Origin of the sequence: Stenotrophomonas sp. RIT-551 (genome assembly GCF_026241915.1) — a bacterium.
GTDB lineage: Bacteria > Pseudomonadota > Gammaproteobacteria > Xanthomonadales > Xanthomonadaceae > Stenotrophomonas > Stenotrophomonas bentonitica_A.
In genome coordinates this window covers 79126-98392 of the sequence record NZ_JAPJIU010000005.1, presented here as the reverse complement: position 1 = coordinate 98392, position 19267 = coordinate 79126, and the positions used below count along the sequence as shown (strand labels likewise).

General features: G+C 68.1%; 14 protein-coding genes. 8 read left to right on the top strand and 6 right to left on the bottom strand.

Annotated features, from left to right (window positions below; genetic code table 11):
• Positions 1–18: 18 nt before the first annotated feature.
• The 5 genes from ORK51_RS08300 (at position 19) to mgtE (ending at position 5526) form a co-directional block, all read left to right on the top strand.
• On the top strand, positions 19–684 hold the full coding sequence (locus ORK51_RS08300) for a TetR/AcrR family transcriptional regulator (RefSeq protein ID WP_261997266.1): 666 nt from the start codon (positions 19–21) through the stop codon (positions 682–684).
• A gap of 131 nt (positions 685–815) precedes the next feature.
• Positions 816–1463, top strand: a complete 648-nt coding sequence (locus ORK51_RS08295) for a protein-L-isoaspartate O-methyltransferase family protein (protein WP_019183799.1) — start codon at positions 816–818, stop codon at positions 1461–1463.
• Between the two features lie 16 nt (positions 1464–1479).
• Positions 1480–2841: a TolC family outer membrane protein gene (locus ORK51_RS08290; protein ID WP_070425874.1), complete on the top strand. Its 1362-nt coding sequence runs from the start codon at positions 1480–1482 to the stop codon at positions 2839–2841.
• A 458-nt stretch (positions 2842–3299) separates the two neighbouring features.
• Positions 3300–3968 carry a PA4824 family protein gene (locus tag ORK51_RS08285; protein WP_070425875.1) on the top strand — a complete coding sequence of 223 codons (669 nt, stop codon included), beginning with the start codon at positions 3300–3302 and terminating at the stop codon, positions 3966–3968.
• Positions 3969–4143: 175 nt separating this feature from the next.
• Entirely contained in the window at positions 4144–5526 is a 1383-nt protein-coding gene (gene mgtE, locus ORK51_RS08280) for a magnesium transporter (protein WP_070425876.1), read from the top strand.
• Between the two features lie 45 nt (positions 5527–5571).
• On the opposite strand, the gene waaA is transcribed toward mgtE, so the two are convergent.
• The gene (gene waaA / locus ORK51_RS08275) at positions 5572–6870 is read right to left on the bottom strand and encodes a lipid IV(A) 3-deoxy-D-manno-octulosonic acid transferase (protein ID WP_070425877.1); all 1299 of its coding nucleotides are present in this window, start codon (positions 6868–6870) and stop codon (positions 5572–5574) included.
• Between the two features lie 95 nt (positions 6871–6965).
• Here waaA and ORK51_RS08270 point away from each other — a divergent pair, with 95 nt between their 5' ends.
• A complete protein-coding gene (locus ORK51_RS08270) occupies positions 6966–7889 on the top strand; it encodes an LpxL/LpxP family Kdo(2)-lipid IV(A) lauroyl/palmitoleoyl acyltransferase (protein WP_070425878.1) in 924 nt (307 codons plus the stop codon).
• A 56-nt stretch (positions 7890–7945) separates the two neighbouring features.
• Here ORK51_RS08270 and ORK51_RS08265 read toward each other — a convergent pair whose 3' ends face one another.
• The 3 genes from ORK51_RS08265 to ORK51_RS08255 are packed head-to-tail and all read right to left on the bottom strand — an operon-like array spanning position 7946 to position 10574.
• Positions 7946–9268 (bottom strand): O-antigen ligase family protein, encoded by a 1323-nt coding sequence (locus tag ORK51_RS08265; RefSeq protein ID WP_266084712.1) that lies wholly within the window; start codon positions 9266–9268, stop codon positions 7946–7948.
• A complete protein-coding gene (locus ORK51_RS08260) occupies positions 9249–10361 on the bottom strand; it encodes a glycosyltransferase (protein ID WP_070425880.1) in 1113 nt (370 codons plus the stop codon). The genes ORK51_RS08265 and ORK51_RS08260 overlap by 20 nt, the downstream gene beginning before the upstream one ends.
• Before the next feature lie 15 nt (positions 10362–10376).
• The gene (locus ORK51_RS08255) at positions 10377–10574 is read right to left on the bottom strand and encodes a zinc-finger domain-containing protein (protein WP_019183790.1); all 198 of its coding nucleotides are present in this window, start codon (positions 10572–10574) and stop codon (positions 10377–10379) included.
• A gap of 387 nt (positions 10575–10961) precedes the next feature.
• Here ORK51_RS08255 and ORK51_RS08250 point away from each other — a divergent pair, with 387 nt between their 5' ends.
• Together ORK51_RS08250 and ORK51_RS08245 are read left to right on the top strand one after the other, a co-directional pair.
• Positions 10962–14318, top strand: a complete 3357-nt coding sequence (locus ORK51_RS08250; protein ID WP_266084711.1) for a GH92 family glycosyl hydrolase — start codon at positions 10962–10964, stop codon at positions 14316–14318.
• An 8-nt stretch (positions 14319–14326) separates the two neighbouring features.
• Entirely contained in the window at positions 14327–15013 is a 687-nt protein-coding gene (locus tag ORK51_RS08245) for a basic secretory protein-like protein (RefSeq protein WP_266084710.1), read from the top strand.
• 373 nt (positions 15014–15386) lie between these two features.
• Here ORK51_RS08245 and ORK51_RS08240 read toward each other — a convergent pair whose 3' ends face one another.
• Both ORK51_RS08240 and ORK51_RS08235 read right to left on the bottom strand, forming a co-directional pair.
• Positions 15387–17681, bottom strand: a complete 2295-nt coding sequence (locus ORK51_RS08240; protein ID WP_019183787.1) for an NADP-dependent malic enzyme — start codon at positions 17679–17681, stop codon at positions 15387–15389.
• A 199-nt stretch (positions 17682–17880) separates the two neighbouring features.
• Complete coding sequence (locus ORK51_RS08235; RefSeq protein WP_070425883.1) at positions 17881–19230, bottom strand: dicarboxylate/amino acid:cation symporter; 1350 nt, start codon at positions 19228–19230, stop codon at positions 17881–17883.
• Positions 19231–19267: the final 37 nt, after the last annotated feature.

Genomic DNA, 19267 nt, shown 5'->3' with positions numbered 1-19267 from the left:
TGGTCTAGTATTGATTGGATGACTGATCCGACCTCCTCCAAATCGCCCTCCAAGCCGGTCGCCAAGGCCGCCGGGCCGGGGCGCCCGAAGGATCTGGGCAAGCGCGCGGCCATCCTGGAAGCGGCCAAGTCGCTGTTCGTCGACCAAGGCTACAACGGGGTGAGCATGGACAGCATCGCCGCCCAGGCGGGCGTATCGAAGCTGACCGTTTACAGCCATTTCGGCGACAAAGAGACGCTTTTCACCGAAGCAGTGCAGTCCAAATGCGTCGAGATGCTGCCTGACGAACTGTTCGTCACCGACGTCGAAGGCCCGCTGCGCGACCAGCTGATGGGCATCGGCCACGCCTTCTTCACCCTGATCACCTCCGATGCGGCCGTCGCCGTGCAGCGGGTGATGATGTCGCCGGATACCGATGACCGGATACGCGAGATGTTCTGGCTGGCCGGCCCGCAGCGGACCACCGATGCGCTGGCCGACTTCCTGCGTTCCCGTACGGCCCGCGGCGAGCTGGAGATCACCGATTTCCCGACCGCCGCCATCCAGTTCCTTACCTTGATCAAGGGCGAGCTGCATACGCATATGATGTGCGGGCTGCGGCCGGCCCCGGCCGAGTGCGATGCCAACGCTCATGTGAGCGCCAGCGTCGACTTTTTCCTGCGGGCGTATGCCCGGCGGCACTAAACTGAATGGACCGGAGGTCGCGGTGACTTCCGGCACTGCGACCCCGGCGCGACGGCAGCGATGCTCTCAGCGCGCCGCCGGCTCCCGGCACCGGTAAAATGGCCGGCCCACTGCGCTGGATATAGAACCTCATGACGATCGATTACTCCCACGCCCGCGAACTGATGGTCGAACAGCAGATCCGCCCCTGGGATGTGCTGGAAATCCGCGTGCTCGATGTACTGGCACGCTTGCCGCGGGAGGCGTTCGTCGCTGAATCGCACCGGGCCCTGGCCTATGCCGACATCGAGCTGCCGCTGGGCAACGGGCAGAAGATGATGAAGCCGGTCATCGAAGGCCGCACCCTGCAGGCGCTGGATCTGCAGCCGGGCGATGAAGTGCTGGAAATCGGCACCGGCAGCGGCTACCTGAGCGCGTGCATGGGCGAGCTGGCCCGCGAAGTGCTGAGCCTGGAGATCGATGCCGAGCTGGCCACCACCGCGCGCGCGCGTCTGGACGCCGCCGGCCTGGGCAACAACGTCCGCATCGAAACCGCCGACGCGCTGAGCTGGGATACCGAGCGCCGCTTCGATGCGATCTGCGTCACCGGCGCGGTGGATGTCATCCCGTCACGTTTCGCCCAGTGGCTGCGTCCGGGCGGTCGACTGTTCGTGATCCGTGGCCGGTCCCCGGTCATGGAAGCGGTGCTGGTCAAGGCGGACGGCACCACTGAATCGCTGTTCGAAACCGATATCGACTACCTGCGCGGTGCCGCCCCGGCACCCCAGTTCCAACTCTGAGTCCAAGGAAGCCGCAATGATCCGCCGATCCCTCGCCCTTGCGCTGGCCGCCGCCCTGCTGCCGATGACCGCCTCTGCCGCCGACCTGCTGCAGGTCTACGAAATGGCGCGCAATGGCGATCCGCAGCTCTCGGCTGCCGAGTCGACCCGCCTGTATGACAAGGAAGGCGCCGTGCAGGCGCGTGCCGCATTGCTGCCGCAGCTCAACGGCGAGGCCTCGCTCAACCGCAGCCGCACCAACCCGAACCATGATCTGACCTCCAGCTCGTTCACCACCAAGAGCCGGAACTACACGATCAACGGCAGCCAGACGGTCTTCAACTTCACCCAGTTCGCCAACCTGCGTTCGCAGCGCGAACTGAGCCGCGCAGCGGATTTCACCCTGGATTCGGCCAACGACGACCTGATCGTGCGCACCTCGGCGGCGTACTTCAACGTGCTGGTGGGCATTGAATCGCTGTCGGCCGCGCAGACCAACGAAGCCGCTGCCAAGAAGCAGTTCGACTTCGCCGACAAGCGCCTGGAAGTGGGCCTGGCCCCGATCACCGACGTGCACGAAGCCCGCGCCCAGTACGACCAGGCGCGCGCCAACACGATCATCGCGCAGAACACCCTGGCCGACGCCTACCAGGCGCTGACCGAACTGACCGGCCAGCCGGTCACCGACCTGCGCGCCCTGCCGGCCGATTTCCGTCCGGAGCTGCCGGCCAAGTACGCCACCATCGATACGCTGGTGAACGAGGCCGTTGCGCAGAATCCGGCGCTGAAGGCGCAGGAACTGAAGGTCAACGCCGCCGAAGCCGGCGTCTCGGCCGCCCGCGGCGCGCACTACCCGACCCTGTCGATCGGTGCCACGGCCGGCAAGTCGGCCAGCTGGGGGGATGTGGTCGGCGACAGCGGCAGCTTCAGCCCGGACCGCCGCACCAACAGCGTCGGCCTGACCCTGAACGTGCCGATCTTCTCCGGCGGCGCCACCCAGTCCGGCGTGCGCCAGGCGCTGGCCCAGCGTGACATCGCCCAGGACGGTTACGAGCAGCAGAAGCGCGCCCTGGACCGCAACACCCGCAACGCCTACCAGACCCTGGTGGCGGGCATCAGCGAAGTGGAAGCGCGTCGCCTGGCGGTCGTGTCGGCACAGAGTGCCTATGACGCCTCGCAGGTCGGCCTGGAAGTCGGCACGCGTACCGTGCTGGACGTGATCCAGAACCAGCGCATCCTGTTCTCCGCGCAGCTGGACTACGCCAACGCCCGCTACACCTTCCTGCAGAACCGTCTGCAGCTGGGCCAGGCCGTCGGCACGCTGGACATCGCCGAACTGCAGGACATCAACCGCCTGCTGACCCAGAAGGCGGCCACGCCGAGCACCACCGTCAACTGATCGACGGCGCACGGCGAGAGAAAAAACCACCCGCCTGCGGGTGGTTTTTTTTTGCGTGCAAGGTGGTGATCGCGACATGCCACAGGTGCTGCCCATGTGGCGGCCGCGATCGCGACCGCTTCGTGCGATGCCTACCCGCGCACACTCTCCACCGTGAAGCGGTCCACAGTCCGGCACGTGCCGTGAAAAAGGGCTTGACCCTCCGGCAGCGGCCGACTAAGGTCCGCCCCGCACCACCTTCCCTTTCCCTCCAGAGGCCCCCTCCTTGGACAGTCATAGTCGATCTCGTTGCTGCTCCTGAGCCGACGGACCCACTGACCCCAAGGTCGGTTCCGTCCGCACAGGACGGGGCCCACCGGCGCAGCTGACACGCTCGCCCGCCTCGCAACATCCGTATCGCCGTTCCACCGACCCCAAGAAGGGTGCCGCTGGCGTTTCCGTTTGCCTGGAGATTGCCCATGCACGTTTCCCGTGTGTTCGCCCTGCCCCTCGTGGCCGTGGCGATGCTTCCGCTCGACACCCGCGCCGCCGCCAGCCTGATGGTGGACGACGCCTCCATCACCGATGCCGGTCGCTGCCAGTTGGAAAGCTGGGGCCGCCATACCGATGCCGGCAATGACTGGACGGCCGTACCGGCCTGCACGTTCGCCGATACCGAATGGTCGCTCGGCGCCAGCCATCAACACGCCACCTCGACGACGCAGTGGGCCGTGGGCGCCAAGCGGGTACTGCGTGATCTGGATCAGCGCCGCTGGGGCGTGGCGATCAGTGCCGGCCTCGGCAGCGACTGGCACCGCCCGCGCGCCGACGACTGGAGCCTCAATGCACCGCTGACGGTGGTGCTCGGCGCGTCGGATCGCACCCTGCTGCACCTCAACCTGGGCTGGGCACGCACGGGCGATGCACGTGGCCGCACCGATGGCATCGGCGTGGAAGTCGTGGCTGCACCGCAGTGGTCACTGCTGGCCGAAACCGCCCGCGATGCGGCGCGCCAGCGCAGCAGCCAGTTCGGCGTGCGCCACGAACTCTGGCGGGGCGCCAGCGTGGATCTGCTCGCGGGACGTGCCCACCACCGGCGCGACGGGCAGTGGATCACGCTCGGCCTCAATCTCGCCGCCGCGCCGTAATGCCCCGCGTGCCGACTGACCGCACCGACTGATCCTGCCGGCCGCCTGCGCTGCGTACGCGGCGCACACACACACCCTTTCCTGCCTCGCCCGGGCGCACGCCGATGCGCCCCACGCCTGCACCTCATCACTGCGCGTTGCCACCCCACGCGCCGCTTTCTGCTGGAGAACCACCATGAACCGCGAAGACCTCCTGTTCTCGATCCGCACCCTCTCGCTCTCCCTCGACGCCGCTGGCTTTGCCAGCATCGCCGCGACCACCCATCCGTCCGATCTGGTCGATGCGCTCGACGCGCTGAGCGTGGACAGGTCGCTGCCGTTGCTGATGACGCTCGCGCCACCGGCGCGCGCGGATCTGTTCGCGCACTTCGCCGAGCTCCGCCAGGATCAACTGCTGGCCGCGATGCCGCGCGAGGCGGTAGTGCAGCTGTTCGAACACATGCCATCGGATGATCGTGCCGATCTGTTCAACCGCCTTGGCGATGACGCCAAGCAGACACTGCTGCCGGCGCTGACCAAGGTGGAACGCGACGACATCCTCAAGATGGCGTCCTATCCCGAGGGCACGGTCGGTTCGGCGACGACGTCCGACTATGTCTGGGTCTCGCCGGAAATGACGGTCGCGCAGGCGCTTTCACACATCCGCGCCACCGCGCTGCACAGCGAGACGGTGAACATCCTGTTCGTGCTCGACCACACCCTGCGCCTGCGCGGCACCGTGGCGCTGCGCGATCTGGTCCTGGCCAACGAGAACCGCACGGTCGCCTCGATCATGCATGAGCAGCCGATCGCCGCGAAGGCACATTGGCCGCGACTGCAGGCCGCCGAGCTGATCCGTCGCTACGATCTGCTCGCGCTGCCAGTCACCAACGGCGGAGACCGCATGATCGGCATCGTCACCGTCGACGATGCGATGGACATCGACAAGGAACAGGACGCCTCGCAGCTGGCGCGCTTCGGCGGTACGGTGAGCGCGCACGGCAACGACCTGGACGTTCGCAGCACGCCACTGAAGCAGATGTTCCGCGTGCGGGTGTTCTGGCTGGCGATCCTGACCTGCTTCGGCATCGTCACCAGCACCTTCGTGGCCGCGCAGGAAGAGCTGCTGTCGCAGGTGATCGTGCTGGCCGCCTTCATCGCCCCGATCGTGGACATGGGCGGCAACACCGGCAGCCAGTCGGCCACGCTGGTGATCCGCAGCATGGCACTGGGCGAATTGAAACTGAGCTGGCGCGATGTGGCGTTCGTGATCAAACGCGAACTGCCGGTGGCCGCCGCGCTGGGCATCAGCATCGCCGTGCTGGAAGCGGTCCTGGCCTATTTCAGCAAGGGCGTTGGCATGGACGTGCTGCTGGTGGTGGGCTCGAGCATGCTGGTGTGCACCGCGCTGGGCGGCATCATCGGCGCGTTGCTGCCGTTCGCCGCACGCCGCATCGGGGCGGATCCGGCCACGCTGTCGGCCCCGATGATCACCTCGGTGATGGACCTGGTCGGCGTGTTCATCTACTTCGGCTTTGCCTACGCCTTCCTGGGCGACCTGCTGGTCGCCGCTGCCTGACGCAGGCGCGGGCCTGGTCGTCGCATCGCGCGATCAGGCCTGCAATCAGGCCACCGGCGGCGGCAACTGCGGGGCGATCAGGGCCACGGTGCGCTTCAGTGCGCCGCGCCCGTTGCTCACCAGCGCGCAGCCCGCCCGGGCCATGTCCTCGCGGGCCTGCGGATCACGCAGCAGGGTCAGCAGTGCATCGCCGACCCCGTTGGCATCCTCGGCAATGACCACCGCACCGGCCTCGCGCATGCGCCGGGAAATCTCGGCGAAGTTGTGCAGGTGCGGGCCAGTGACCGCTGCGGTGCCCATTGCCGCCGGCTCCAGCAGGTTGTGCCCCCCGATGGCCTGCAGGCTGCCACCGACGAAGGCCACCTGGGCGCACCCGTAGAACGACATCAACTCGCCAAGCGTATCGATCACGAACACATCGGTATCGGCCTGCGGCCACTGCTGCTGGCGGCGCGTGGCCACCTTCCAGCCCTGCTCGCGGGCCAGCGCTTCCACCCTTGGGAAGCGCTCGGGATGCCGCGGCGCCCACAACAGCAGCAGGCCCGGCACCGCCTCGCGCAGGCGGCGGTGCAGATCGATGGTGGCCTGCTCTTCGCCCTCGTGCGTACTGGCGGCGATCCAGACCGGATGCTGGGCGGGCACCAGCTCATGGAAGCGCGCGATGAAGTCCTGCACGTTCGGCGTGGCGATATCGAATTTCAGATTGCCCAGCGGCTGCACCTGGTCCGGGCGGGCGCCGAGCTGGATGAAGCGCTCGGCATCGTCGGCCGATTGCGCCGCCACACAGGTCACGGTACGCAGCGCGCGGCCGATCAGCGGCCGCAGCAGGCGGTAGCCGCGCAGCGAGCGCGCCGACAACCGCGCGTTGAGGATGTAGACCGGGATGCTGCGGTCGCGGCACCCGAACAGCAGGTTCGGCCACAGCTCGGTTTCCAGGATCAGCGCCAGGCTCGGCTTGAAGTGGCCGAGGAAGCGACCGACGCTGCCCGGCACGTCGTAGGGCAGGTACACGTGGTCGACCGCATCGCCCCACAACGCGCGGACCCGTTCGGAGCCGGTCGGGGTGATGGTGGTGATCACCCAGCGGATGTCCGGACGCAGCGCACGCAAGGCGTTCACCAGTGGCGCTGCGGCGTTCACCTCACCCACCGAGACCGCGTGCAGCCAGACCCGCGGCTGGCCGCTGGAGTGCGGATAGGAGGCATAGCGCTCATCCCAGCGCTGGAAGTACTCGCGCACCCGGAAGCCCCGCCACACCAGGTGGTACACGGTGATCGGCAACAGCAGGTAGAGCACGGCCGAGTACAGGCCGCGCAGGATCCATTCGACAGGGCTTTTACGCATGGGCAAAGGATACGGGAGCGGCGCGGGGAAGACACGCCGCGCCGCCGTGATGGCCCTGCCGGGACGCATCCGGGCGCATCCATTAGAATCGAGGCATGTCCGATAACGCTTCCACCGCCACCCGGCCGTCCCTGCGCAATCCGCGCCACTGGCCGACCTTCGCTTTCATGCTGGTCGCCTTCGCGATCGCCCGCCTGCCGTGGATGCTGCAGCGTGCGCTTGGCCGCGGTGTCGGCACGGTCGCCTACCGGCTGGCCAGCAGCCGCCGGCGCGCCGCCGAGGTCAACCTGAAGCTGTGCTTCCCCGAGAAGGACGACGCCTGGCGCCAGCGCCTGCTGCGCGACAGCTTCGACGCGCTGGGCGTGGGCATCTTTGAATTCGCCCGGGCCTGGTGGGGCAGCATCGACAGCATCCGCCCGCAGGTGCAGATCGAGGGGCTGGAGCACCTGCACCGCATGCAGGCCGAGGGCCGTGGGGTGCTGCTGGTGTCCGGCCACTTCATGACGCTGGAGATGTGCGGCCGCCTGCTGTGCGACCACGTCGAGCTCTCCGGCATGTACCGCAAGCATCGCAACCCGGTGTACGAGTGGGCGGTGAAGTTCGGCCGCCTGCGCTACGCCAAGGCGATGTACGCCAATGAGGACATCCGCGCCACGGTGCGGCATCTGAAGAAGGGCGGCTTCCTCTGGTACGCGCCGGACCAGGACATGCGTGGCAAGGACACGGTGTTCGTGCCGTTCTTCGGCCACACCGCTTCGACCATCACCGCCACGCACCAGCTGGCCCGGATGACCGGCTGCGCGGTGATCCCGTATTTCCACCGTCGCGAAGGCGGCAAGTACTTCCTGAAGATCGGCGCGCCGCTGGAGAATTTCCCCAGCGAGGATGTCGAGGCCGATACCGCGCGCGTCAACCAGGCCATCGAAGCGATGGTGCGCGAGGCCCCTGACCAGTACCTGTGGATCCACCGCCGCTTCAAGCGCCAGCCCGGCGGCCGCAGCGATTATTACCGGTCGTAGCGCCACCCCGGCATGTCCCCATACCCGGGCCACAAGCAGCCACGCATGGCGTGGCCCTACCCGTCCTCGCGTGCCAACAGACTGCCGGCATACAGCGCGGCCAACAACAGCGTGAGGCCCCCCCAGAAGGTGGAATAGAACGCCAGATGCGTGTTGAGCGGGAACACGGTCACCGCCAGCGCCAGCATCGCCGGGCGTGCGCGCTCACGGGCCTGGGCCGGCGCGAAGCGCCACGCGCGCCACGCCTGTGCGACCGCCGCCAGCCACAGCAGCAGGCCGAGGATGCCGGTTTCAGACAGGATCTCGAGCACGATCTGGTGCGCGTGCAGTGCCGGACCCGCGCCCCAGACTTCCTGGGCGGCAGGGTCCGGGTTGCAGGCCGGGTAGGCGTCGCGGAAGCCGCGCGCGCCGACGCCGTTGATGGGGTGCGCTTCGATCATGCAGGCAGCTGCCGCCCAGATCTGCGCGCGGCCGGACAGGGCTTGGTTGACGCCATCGCTCTCACCCTCCCAGGCCATGGCGGTACGCGCAACGCGGTCACCGACCTGGGGCACGGTCACGGTCAGGACGACCGCTGCCACCGCACCGAAGGCGACGCAGGCCAGCAGCCCGCGCACGCCGATCAGGCGCCAGCCGGAGAACACCAGCACCAGCGCATAGGTCAGCCAGGCCGCGCGCGAACCGGCCAGCACCAGCACCACCCCCACCGCAGCCGCCGCCAGCGACCAGCCGAGAATGCCGGCGCGGCGGGAGGCAGCGAACAGCAGGAACGGCGAGAGGCTGGCCAGCACCTGGCCGAACTTGAGATTGCAGGGGCCGAGCACCCCGCTGAGCCGGTCCACCAGCGCCATCTCTTCAGGCGAGCACAGGCCGTGACCACTGACGGCCCACTTGAGCTGGTCCATCGACCAGAACAACGGACTGCTGCCGAGGAGGGCCTGGGCCAATGCATCGGCGGTCCACAGGCCGGTGATCGCGGCCAGGCCGCCCAGGGTCAGCGCGCGCCGCTGCGGGGTGGCCACGGCTATCGCCACCAGCCACATGAAGGGCAGGTAGCGCAGGCCGGCGGCGGTTTTGCGCCACGCGGTGCCGGGGTCGATCGCATCGAAGGCGGACACTGCCTGTGGCAGCCAATAGCCCAGGAACAGGATGCTGGTCAGCGCCCACGCCGGGCTGCTGAGCAGCCGCTGATTGCCCTGCAGCCGCAGCTGCACCATGCGCACTGCCGCATACAGCGCGCCGAGCACCAGCACGCCTTCGGCGATGCCCGGCAACGGCCACAGCGCAACGAACGCGATGACCCACCACGGCGCCCAGCGGCCAGCGCGGGAGGCCGGCGACCCGGGCACGAGGGTCGTCTCAGCCGACGAGGGAGGCATAGAGCTGGAGCGTGTCACGCTGCATCGCCTGCAAGGTAAACGGGATCCGCGACGGCAAGGCCGGCGGCTGCAGCAACAGCTGCTGCGCGCGCGCCAACAGCGCATCGGCGTCGCCCAAGGGTACCGCGCCGGAGGGTTGCAGCTGAGTCAACAACTCGCCCACGCCGCCGTGGTTCCAGCCCAGCACGGGGCGCCCCACCGACAGCGCTTCGACCACGGTGCGGCCGAACGCTTCGGCCTTGTCCGAGAGCTGAAGCACCAGATCGCTGGCCGCATAGGCCTGCGCGATGCGCGAGGTCGGCGCGGTCATCAGCACCGCATCGAACACACCCAGGCTGCGTGCCTGGGCGTCCAGTTCGGCGACATAGGATTCGCGGCCCGGCTCGCGCGTGCCCGGCATCCACAGTCTGGCCGGCACGCCGGCAGCATGCAGCCCGGCCAGCAGGGTCAGGGCGTGGCGATGCCCTTTCAGGCGGGTGCCGCGGCCCGGCAGCAACAGCAGCGGCGCATCGCCGGCCAGCGCCGGATGCTGCCCGGCCACGGCCAGGCGCGCGCGCCTGTCCTGGCGGCCCACGCGCGGGAACTGCGCGACATCGACACCGCGGGGGATCACCTGCAGCCGCTCGGCCGGGACACTGGGGTAATGCGTCTGCACGAACTCGCGCACGCTGTTGGACACGCAGATCACGCGCTCGCCGCTGGTCATCACCGCGCTGTAGCGGCCCGGGGAATTGAGGCCGTGCACGGTGGTGACCCAATGTGGGCGGGTCGCCGCCGGCAGATTGCGCACCGCGTACAGGCCCAGCCACGCCGGCAGCCGCGAGCGCGCGTGCACGATGTCCGCGCCCACCTCATTGAAGAGATTGCGCAGGGTCAGCACGTGACGCAGCGTCAGCAGCGATTTGCGGCCGATATCCAGGGTCAGGTGTTCGGCGCCACTGGCCAGCAGCGGCTCGACCAGGCGCCCACCGGCGGACACGACGATGGCCCGGTGGCCGGCGGCAACCAGGGCGGAGGCGATCTCAAGGGTGGAGCGTTCGACCCCGCCGGAGTGCAGCGCCGGCAGCAGCTGCACCACGGTCAGTCGGCGCACAGTGTGGTCCGCGGATCAGTCGGCGAGCACGAACACGGCGCCGCAGTACGGGCACGCGGCCTCGCAGTTGGGCTCGTCTTCGATCGGCAGGTACACGCGCGGGTGCGAGTTCCACAGCGCCATTTCCGGCGTCGGGCAGCTCAGCGGCAGGTCGCTGCGGTGCACGGTGTAACGCTTCTCGGCGTTGGCGGGCGCAGTGGCGGTATGGCTCATGGCGTGGACACACAAAGGGGGTTGCGAGACCGTGGATTCTAGCATCTGGTGGCCGCGTCAGGCCGCAGGCGCCCTGCGCGTGCCTGGCGCCGCCGCGGGTGGCCCGGCGACGCATCATCGGTCCTTTTAAATCGATCCAAATTGATTGTCAACAATTCGATATGAAACGGATTTGCCGGATTTAGATCGAACTAATTTCACTTGTCAGGGCCAGTTGCGGTGATGCAGGATCGACCGGTACCGATCATCGACCCGATCGCCTGCCCGCCCCCACCGGACATGCATCGCCTCTTTACCTGCCGTCTGCCGATGGCTGGGGCGACGCCGTCCGCCGTGGCCATCGATGCGGGTCCTGCCTGCCGCCTGCCCTTCCCGGGAGACCCTTGCATGACCCTGTCCGACCTGCGCCCCGCCCGCCGCGCCCTTCCCCTCGCCCTGGCCCTGGCCTGCGCATCCATCGCGTTGCCGGCAGCCGCGCAGGGCCTGCAGACCTCGTTCGAGCCGGGCCAGCCAGCCCCGGCCGCGGCGGCCGGCGACGGTGCCCTGCAGGTCCGGATCGGCAATGGCCCCGCCGCGCCCTACGCGGCCAAGCCCGGCGTCGGGTACACCGGCCTGCATGCGCTGCATTACGCCAGCACCGGCGGCCAGGCGCGCCGCCCGCTCTTCAACACCGATCTGACCATCGACGCCGACACCACCCTGTCCTGGCTGGTGCTGCCCGAGATCGTCGGCAAGGACACCGTGGCCTCGACCTACGTCTCGCTTGACCTGGTCCTGGACGACGGCACGCGCGTTTCGGCCAGTGCCGCGCGCGATCACCATGGCGTGGCGCTGGGCGCGCGTGCGCAGGGCGATTCGAAGACGCTGTACCCGCAGCAGTGGGCGCGCAAAGCCGTGCGCCTGGGCGACACCCCTGCCCTGCGCGGGCGGCGCGTGGTCGCACTGGAGCTGGAGGTGGCCAGCGCCGAGGGCGCCCCAGTCGCCGGTTGGATCGACGACGTCCGCCTGCAGGCGCAGCCGCGCAGCACGCCGCAGCGTCCCTCGGACTGGGTGCTGACCACCCGCGGCACGCAGGCCAACGGCACCTTCTCGCGCGGCAACAATTTCCCGGCCACCGCCGTGCCGCATGGCTTCAACTTCTGGACGCCGGTGACCGATGCCGGCTCGCTGACCTGGCTGTACCGCTGGAACGAACAGAACGACGCGGCCAACCGGCCGCGCCTGCAGGCGCTGGCACTGAGCCACCAGCCCAGCCCCTGGATGGGCGACCGCCAGACCTTCCAGGTGATGCCGTCGGCCACGCGCGGAGTGCCCGACGCCGATCGCAGCAAGCGCGCGCTCACCTTCTCGCGCGAGAACGAACAGGCCCGTCCGTACCGCTACGACGTGCGCTTCGACAACGGCATCGCGGCATCGATCGCGCCAACCGACCACGCCGCGGTGTTCCGCTTCGCGTTCCCGGAAGGGGGCGATGCCAACCTGCTGTTCGACAATGTCGATGCCCGCGGCGGGCTGACCCTGGATGCGGCGACCCAGACGCTCTCCGGCTACACCGACACCCGCAGCGGCCTGTCCACCGGCGCCACCCGCATGTACGTGGTGGCCAGCTTCGACCGGCCGTGGCGCAGCAGCGGCACCGTGGAGACCGGCCGCCCGACCGGCTACATCAAGTTCGATGCCGGTGCCGACCGCCGCGTCTCGATGCGCATCGCCACCTCACTGATCTCGGTCGAGCAGGCGCGCCACAACCTCGCGCTGGAGCTGTCGGCCGCTGACGATGTCGACCGCGTGGCCGCACGCGCGCAGGATGCCTGGGACCAGCGCCTGGGCCGCTTCGACGTGGGCGACGCCACCGACGACCAGAAGACCACGCTGTATTCCAATCTGTACCGCCTTTACCTCTATCCCAACTCCGGGCACGAGAACGCCGGTACCGCGGCGGCACCTGACTGGCGCTACGCCAGCCAGGCCAGTGCCTCGGATGAGAACACCGACGGCAGCGCCACGCGCAGCTTCGCGCCGGTGCGCGACGGCAAGGTCTACGTCAACAACGGCTTCTGGGACACCTTCCGCACCACCTGGCCGGCGTATGCGCTGTTCACCAAGGACGATGCCGGTGCGCTGGTGCAGGGCTTCCTGGAGCAGTACCGCGCCGGCGGCTGGGTCGCCCGCTGGTCCTCGCCCGGCTATGCCGACCTGATGGTGGGCACCAGTTCGGACGTGGCTTTCGCCGATGCATGGCTGAAGGGGATCGGCGGTTTCGACGCGCAGGAGGCCTATGCCGCCGCGCTGAAGAATGCGACCGTGGTTCCGCCGGACCGCCATGTCGGGCGCAAGGGCATGGACCGTTCCACCTTCCGCGGCTACGCCACTGCCGATGTGCATGAAGGCATGTCGTGGACGATGGAAGGCGCGCTCAACGATTTCGGCGTGGCCAACATGGCAGAGGCGCTGGCCAGACAGGCCGATACACCGGCCGCCCGCGAACGCTATGCCACTGAAGCCGATTATTTCCGTCACCGCGCTGGCACCTACGCCACGCTGTTCGATCCGGCCGCGGGCTTCTTCCAGGGGCGCAAACCGGATGGCAGCTGGCGGCTGGATGCCAAGGACTACGACCCGCGCGTGTGGGGCCATGACTACACCGAATCCAACGGCTGGACCTTCGCCTTCACCGCCGCGCACGACGGCGAAGGGCTGGCCGCGCTGTACGGTGGCCGCGAGCAGCTGGCGGCCAAGCTGGACACGTTCTTCGCCACCCCGGAAACCGCCGATGCCGCGTTTTCCGGTTCCTACGGCGGTACCATCCATGAAATGACCGAGGCGCGCGATGTGCGCATGGGCATGTACGCGCACAGCAACCAGCCGGCGCACCACATCCCGTGGATGTACCTGTATGCCGGGCAGCCGTGGAAGACCCAGCAGCATGTGCGCGAGATCCTGTCGCGCCTGTACCTGGGCAGTGAGATCGGCCAGGGCTACCCGGGCGATGAGGACAACGGCGAGACCTCGGCGTGGTACCTGTTCGCGTCGCTGGGCATCTATCCGCTGCGCATGGGCGCGCCGGAGTACGTGATCGGTTCGCCGCTGTTCCGCCACGCCCGTGTCGAGCTGCAGGGCGGCGCGGTGCTGACCGTCAACGCGCCGGAGAACTCGGCCACCAACATCTACGTGCAGTCGTTGAAGGTGAACGGCACGCCGTGGACCAGGACCTGGCTGCCGCACGAGCTGCTCGCCAAGGGCGCCACGCTGGACTTCGTCATGGGCCCGGAACCTTCGCGCTGGGGCACCGGCCCGGATGATGCACCGCGCTCGCTCACCGCGCGCGGCCAGCAGCCGGCCCTGCTGCACGACCTGCTTGGCAGCGGCGCCACCGCCCAGCTCGGCGACGGGCGGGCGGCCACGGCGCTTATCGATGACGACGCGGCCACGGCGCTGCCGCTGGGCGGCTCCAGCACGATCACCTTCAGCAACGTCGCCGCGGGTACACCCTCGATGTACACCCTGACCAGCGGTAATGGCCCGATCCGCGGCGGCGAATGGACGCTGGAGGCACGCACCACCGGGGGCCGCTGGGTGCAGGTCGACCAGCGCCGGGGCGAAGCCTTCGCCTGGGCCATGCAGACCCGTCCGTTCCGCATCGCCCAGCCGGGCCGCTATGCCGAGTACCGCCTGCGCATTGCGGCACCCGGCCGCCTGCAGCTGGCCGAAGTCGAACTGCTCGCCCCGGCCACCACCCGATGAGGCCCCGCATGCCGATCTCCCGTTGCCTGTTGGCCGCCCTGCTGGTCGGCGCCGGGCTGGCCGATGCCCACGCGTTCGAGACCACACAGACCCGCGAGGATGTGACCCTGCACTACCGCGACCCCAGCGATGCGCTGGCCGCGCCGGTGCGCGAGCGCATCATCGAGACGTTTTTCGGCGCCTACCTGCGCGAGCGCGCCGATTTCCATCCTGCCGCGCCGACGCAGGTCGGCATCGTGATCGACCCCGGTTACGACGGCATCGCCTTTGTCGGTGAGAAGGCGCAGGCGGCGACGATCACGATCAACCCGGCCTGGCTGGCCAAGCACCCGGGCGACATCGACCTGGTTACCCATGAGGCCATGCACATCGTGCAGGGCTACCCGGAGTACGCCAACGCGCGCGTGCCGGGCTGGCTGGTGGAAGGCATCGCCGATTACGCCCGCGACCGCTACGGCAAGGACAATGCCGGGGCCGGCTGGGCGTTGCCCACGCAGGTCAAGCCGGAGCACAACTTCGATACCGGCTACCGGGTGACCGGCGCGTTTCTCGCCTGGAGCGAGGCGCAGCATCCCGGGCTGGTGAAGGCGCTTGATGGCGCCCTGCGCGAGGGGCGCTACACGCCGGCGTTGTGGGAAACGCTCAGCGGCGTGGCGTTGCCGGCGTTGTGGGAACAGTACGTGCGGGCACGCTGATTGCTCCAAGTGCCCGATCGGCGTCTGCGGGGCGCCGGCCAGCGGCCGGCACTACCGGTGCCGTCTTCAGCGCGCGCCCACCAACCCGGCGTACAGCGCGAACAACTGCTGGAAATACCGCTTCGTGCGTGGATCGCGCATGACACCGTTCCCGTGGCTGGCCGTGGAGGATATGGTCGGGCCCAGGGTGGCGGCGCCCCCACCGGAGCGCCACCACGGCCGGGCCGCGTGGTGCTATTGGGCGCCTGGGAGGTTGCAGGGCGGTGACGTCTGTGCGGCGCGCGTGTGGCAGAGCCACCGGTTTCGATGCCTGAAACGAGAACGCGCCCCGAAGGGCGCGTTCTGGCAGCTGGGGGTCAAAAAGACCGGCGGATTACGCGCCGTTCTTTTCCGCCTCCAGTTGTTTCCGGATCTGCGCATCCACGGCCGCGATCGCGGTCATGTTGAGCACGCGGCGCGAGGTCGCGCTGGTGGTCAGGATGTGCACCGGCTTGGCCACGCCCATCAGGATCGGGCCGATCGCCACGCCGTCGGTGAACACGCGCACCAGGTTGTAGGCGATGTTGGCCGCTTCCAGGTTGGGCAGCACGAACAGGTTGGCGCGGCCCTTCAGCGTGCTGTTGGGCAGCAGCTTCTGGCGCAGGGCTTCATCCCATGCAGTGTCGCCCTGCATTTCGCCATCCACGTTCAAGCGCGGGTTGCGCTTGAGCAGCATCTCGCGGACCGCACGCATCTTCAGCGCGTCCCTGGAATCGTGGCTGCCGAAGTTGGAGTGCGACAGCAACGCCACCTTCGGCTCGATGCCGAACAGCTTCATGCGGTACGCCGCCTGCAGCGTGGCTTCGGTGATCTGCTCGGCGGTCGGGTCTTCCTGGACGTGGGTATCCACGAAGAAGAACACGCCCTGCTGGTTGATCACGCCGGTCATCGCCGAGGTGGAGGTCACCTTGGCTTCCAGCGGCAGCACGCTGCGCACGTAGCCCAGCTTCTTGTGGAAGCGGCCGACCACGCCGGTCAGCATCGCGTCGGCTTCGCCGCGCGCCACCATCACGGCCGCGATCAGGGTCGGGCGCGAGCGCATCAGGTTCTTGGCCGCGGCCACGGTCACACCGCGGCGGCCGGTGAGGTTGTGGTAGTACTGCCAGTAATCGTTAAAGCGCGGGTCGTCGTTGATGTTGGTGATGTCGAAGTCGACACCGGCCTTCATGCGCAGGCCCAGGCGCTCGATACGCGATTCGATCACGTCCGGGCGGCCGATCAGGATCGGCTGCGCCAGGCCTTCATCGACCACGTTCTGCACCGCGCGCAGCACCACTTCTTCTTCGCCTTCGGCGTACACCACGCGCTGCTTGTCCGAGCGGGCGCGGTCGTAGACCGGCTTCATCATCAGGCTGGTGCGGTAAACGAACTGGGCCAGCTTCTCGCGGTAGGCGCCCATGTCGGCGACCGGACGGGTGGCCACGCCCGAATCCATCGCGGCCTGGGCCACGGCGGCCGACAGCTCCACCAGCAGGCGACGGTCGAACGGACGCGGAATCAGGTAGTCACGGCCGAAGCTCGGGGTCTCATCGCCATAGGCCGAGCCCAGGTCGCTGGCCTCGCGGCGTGCCATCGCGGCGATCGCGTGCACGCAGGCGATCTTCATTTCCTCGTTGATCGCGGTCGCGCCGACGTCCAGCGCACCACGGAACAGGTACGGGAAGCACAGCACGTTGTTGATCTGGTTCGGGTAATCCGAACGACCGGTGCCGATCAGCGCGTCCGGGCGCACCGAACGGGCCACTTCCGGCATGATTTCCGGGGTCGGGTTGGCCAGCGCGAAGATCACCGGATCCTTGGCCATGGTCTTGACCATGTCCGCGGTCAGGATGCCCGGGGCCGACAGGCCCAGGAAGATGTCCGCCCCATCGACGATCTCGGCCAGCGTGCGCTTGTCGGTATCACGCGCGTAACGCGCCTTCTCCGGGTCCAGATCGCTGCGGCCGGTGTGGATCACGCCGTCGCGGTCGAAGGCGAGGATGTTCTCTTTCTTCAGGCCCAGCGAGACCAGCATGTTGACGCAGGAGATGCCCGCCGCACCCATGCCGGTGGTGGCCAGCTTCACCTCTTCGATCTTCTTGCCGGTCACCAGCATGGCGTTGAGCACGGCCGCACCGACGATGATCGCAGTGCCGTGCTGATCGTCGTGGAACACCGGGATGTTCATGCGCTCGCGCAGCTTGCGCTCGACGATGAAGCACTCCGGTGCCTTGATGTCTTCCAGGTTGATGCCACCGAAGGTCGGTTCCAGCGAGGCGATGATGTCGACCAGCTTGTCCGGGTCGTTTTCATCGATCTCGATGTCGAACACATCGATGCCGGCGAACTTCTGGAACAGCACGCCCTTGCCTTCCATGACCGGCTTGCCGGCCAGCGGGCCGATGTTGCCCAGGCCCAGCACGGCGGTGCCATTGGAGATCACGGCGACCAGGTTGCCGCGCGCGGTGAGCTCGCTGGCCTGCTGCGGGTCGGCCATGATCGCCTCGCAGGCGTGTGCCACGCCCGGGGAGTACGCCAACGACAGATCGCGCTGGGTCAACATCGGCTTGGTCGCGGTGACCTTGATCTTGCCGGGCGGCGAGAGCCGGTGATAGTCGAGGGCTGCCTGTTTGAAATCTTCGTTGGACATCGCTTTCTGCAGATGAATGGGCGAGAGGAACAGGGGATCATACCCCCGTTGGCGTGGACGGACCTGTCGCTACGCTGTCGCGGTCATGCTGCAACCGCACATAATCCAGCAGCGCGCACCGGGCCTTCAAAACAAAACATGGCCGTGCCGCCCCGGCAGGAACGGCACGACCATGCACCACACAATCAGCTCATCGGGCTCAATGCGCCGGGGCCGGGAGCGTCGCCGGCAGGTCATCGACCACCAGCGGCGGCAGCTCGGCTTCACGGCCATCGAGCACCATCGCCAGGCGGTCACGATCCAGCGCGTTTTCCCAGCGCGAGACCACCACCGTGGCCACGGCATTGCCGATGAAGTTGGTCAGCGAGCGGCATTCGCTCATGAAGCGGTCCACGCCCAGGATCAGCGCCATGCCGGCCACCGGCACTTCCGGCACCACGGCCAGGGTGGCGGCCAGGGTGATGAAGCCGGCGCCGGTGACGCCGGCGGCGCCCTTGGAGCTGAGCATCGCCACCAGCAGCAGGGCGATCTGGTGGCCCAGGGTCAGCTCGGTGTTGGTGGCCTGGGCGATGAACAGCGCCGCCAGGGTCATGTAGATGTTGGTGCCGTCCAGGTTGAACGAGTAACCGGTCGGGACCACTAGGCCCACCACGGACTTGCTGCAGCCAGCCTTTTCCATCTTCTCCATCAGCGAGGGCAGCGCCGATTCCGAGGATGAGGTGCCCAGCACCAGCAGCAGCTCGGCCTTGAGGTAACGGGCCAGCTTGAACACCGAGAACCCGCACAGGCGGCAGACCACGCCCAGGATCACCGCCACGAACAGGAAGGCGGTCAGGTAGAACGAGCCGACCAGCCAGGCCAGGTTGACCAGCGAGCCGACCCCGTACTTGCCGATGGTGAAGGCGATCGCGCCGAACGCGCCGATCGGGGCGGCCTTCATCAGGATGTGGACCAGGCGGAACACCGGCGCGGTCAGCGCCTCCAGGAAGGTCAGCACCGGGCGGCCCTTCTCGCCGGTCAGGGCCAGCGCGATGCCGAACAGCACCGCCACGAACAGCACCTGCAGGATGTTGCCCTCGACGAAGGCACTGACCAGGGTGGCCGGGATGATGTCCATCGCGAAGCCGACCAGGGTCAGCTCATGGGATTTCTGCACATAGCCGTTGACCGCGGTCTGGTCCAGGTCGGCCGGGTTGATGTTCATCCCCGCGCCCGGCTGCACCACGTGCGCCACCACCATGCCGACCACCAGGGCCAGCGTGGAGAAGAACAGGAAGTAGGCCATCGATTTGGCGAACACCCGGCCCACAGTGCGCAGGTGGGTCATGCCGGCGATGCCGGTGACGATGGTCAGGAAGATCACCGGGGCGATGATCATCTTCACCAGCTTGATGAAGGCGTCGCCCAGCGGCTTGAGCGATTCGGCGAAGGCCGGCTCGTAATGGCCGAGGATGGCACCGAGGACGATCGCCACCACCACCTGGAAATACAGTTGGCGGTAGAACGGCAGCGGCTTGGCCGCCAGCGGGGCGGTGGTGGGAACGTGCATGGGAAAGCTCCGGCAGTGTCACGAAGGATGCCGGCCG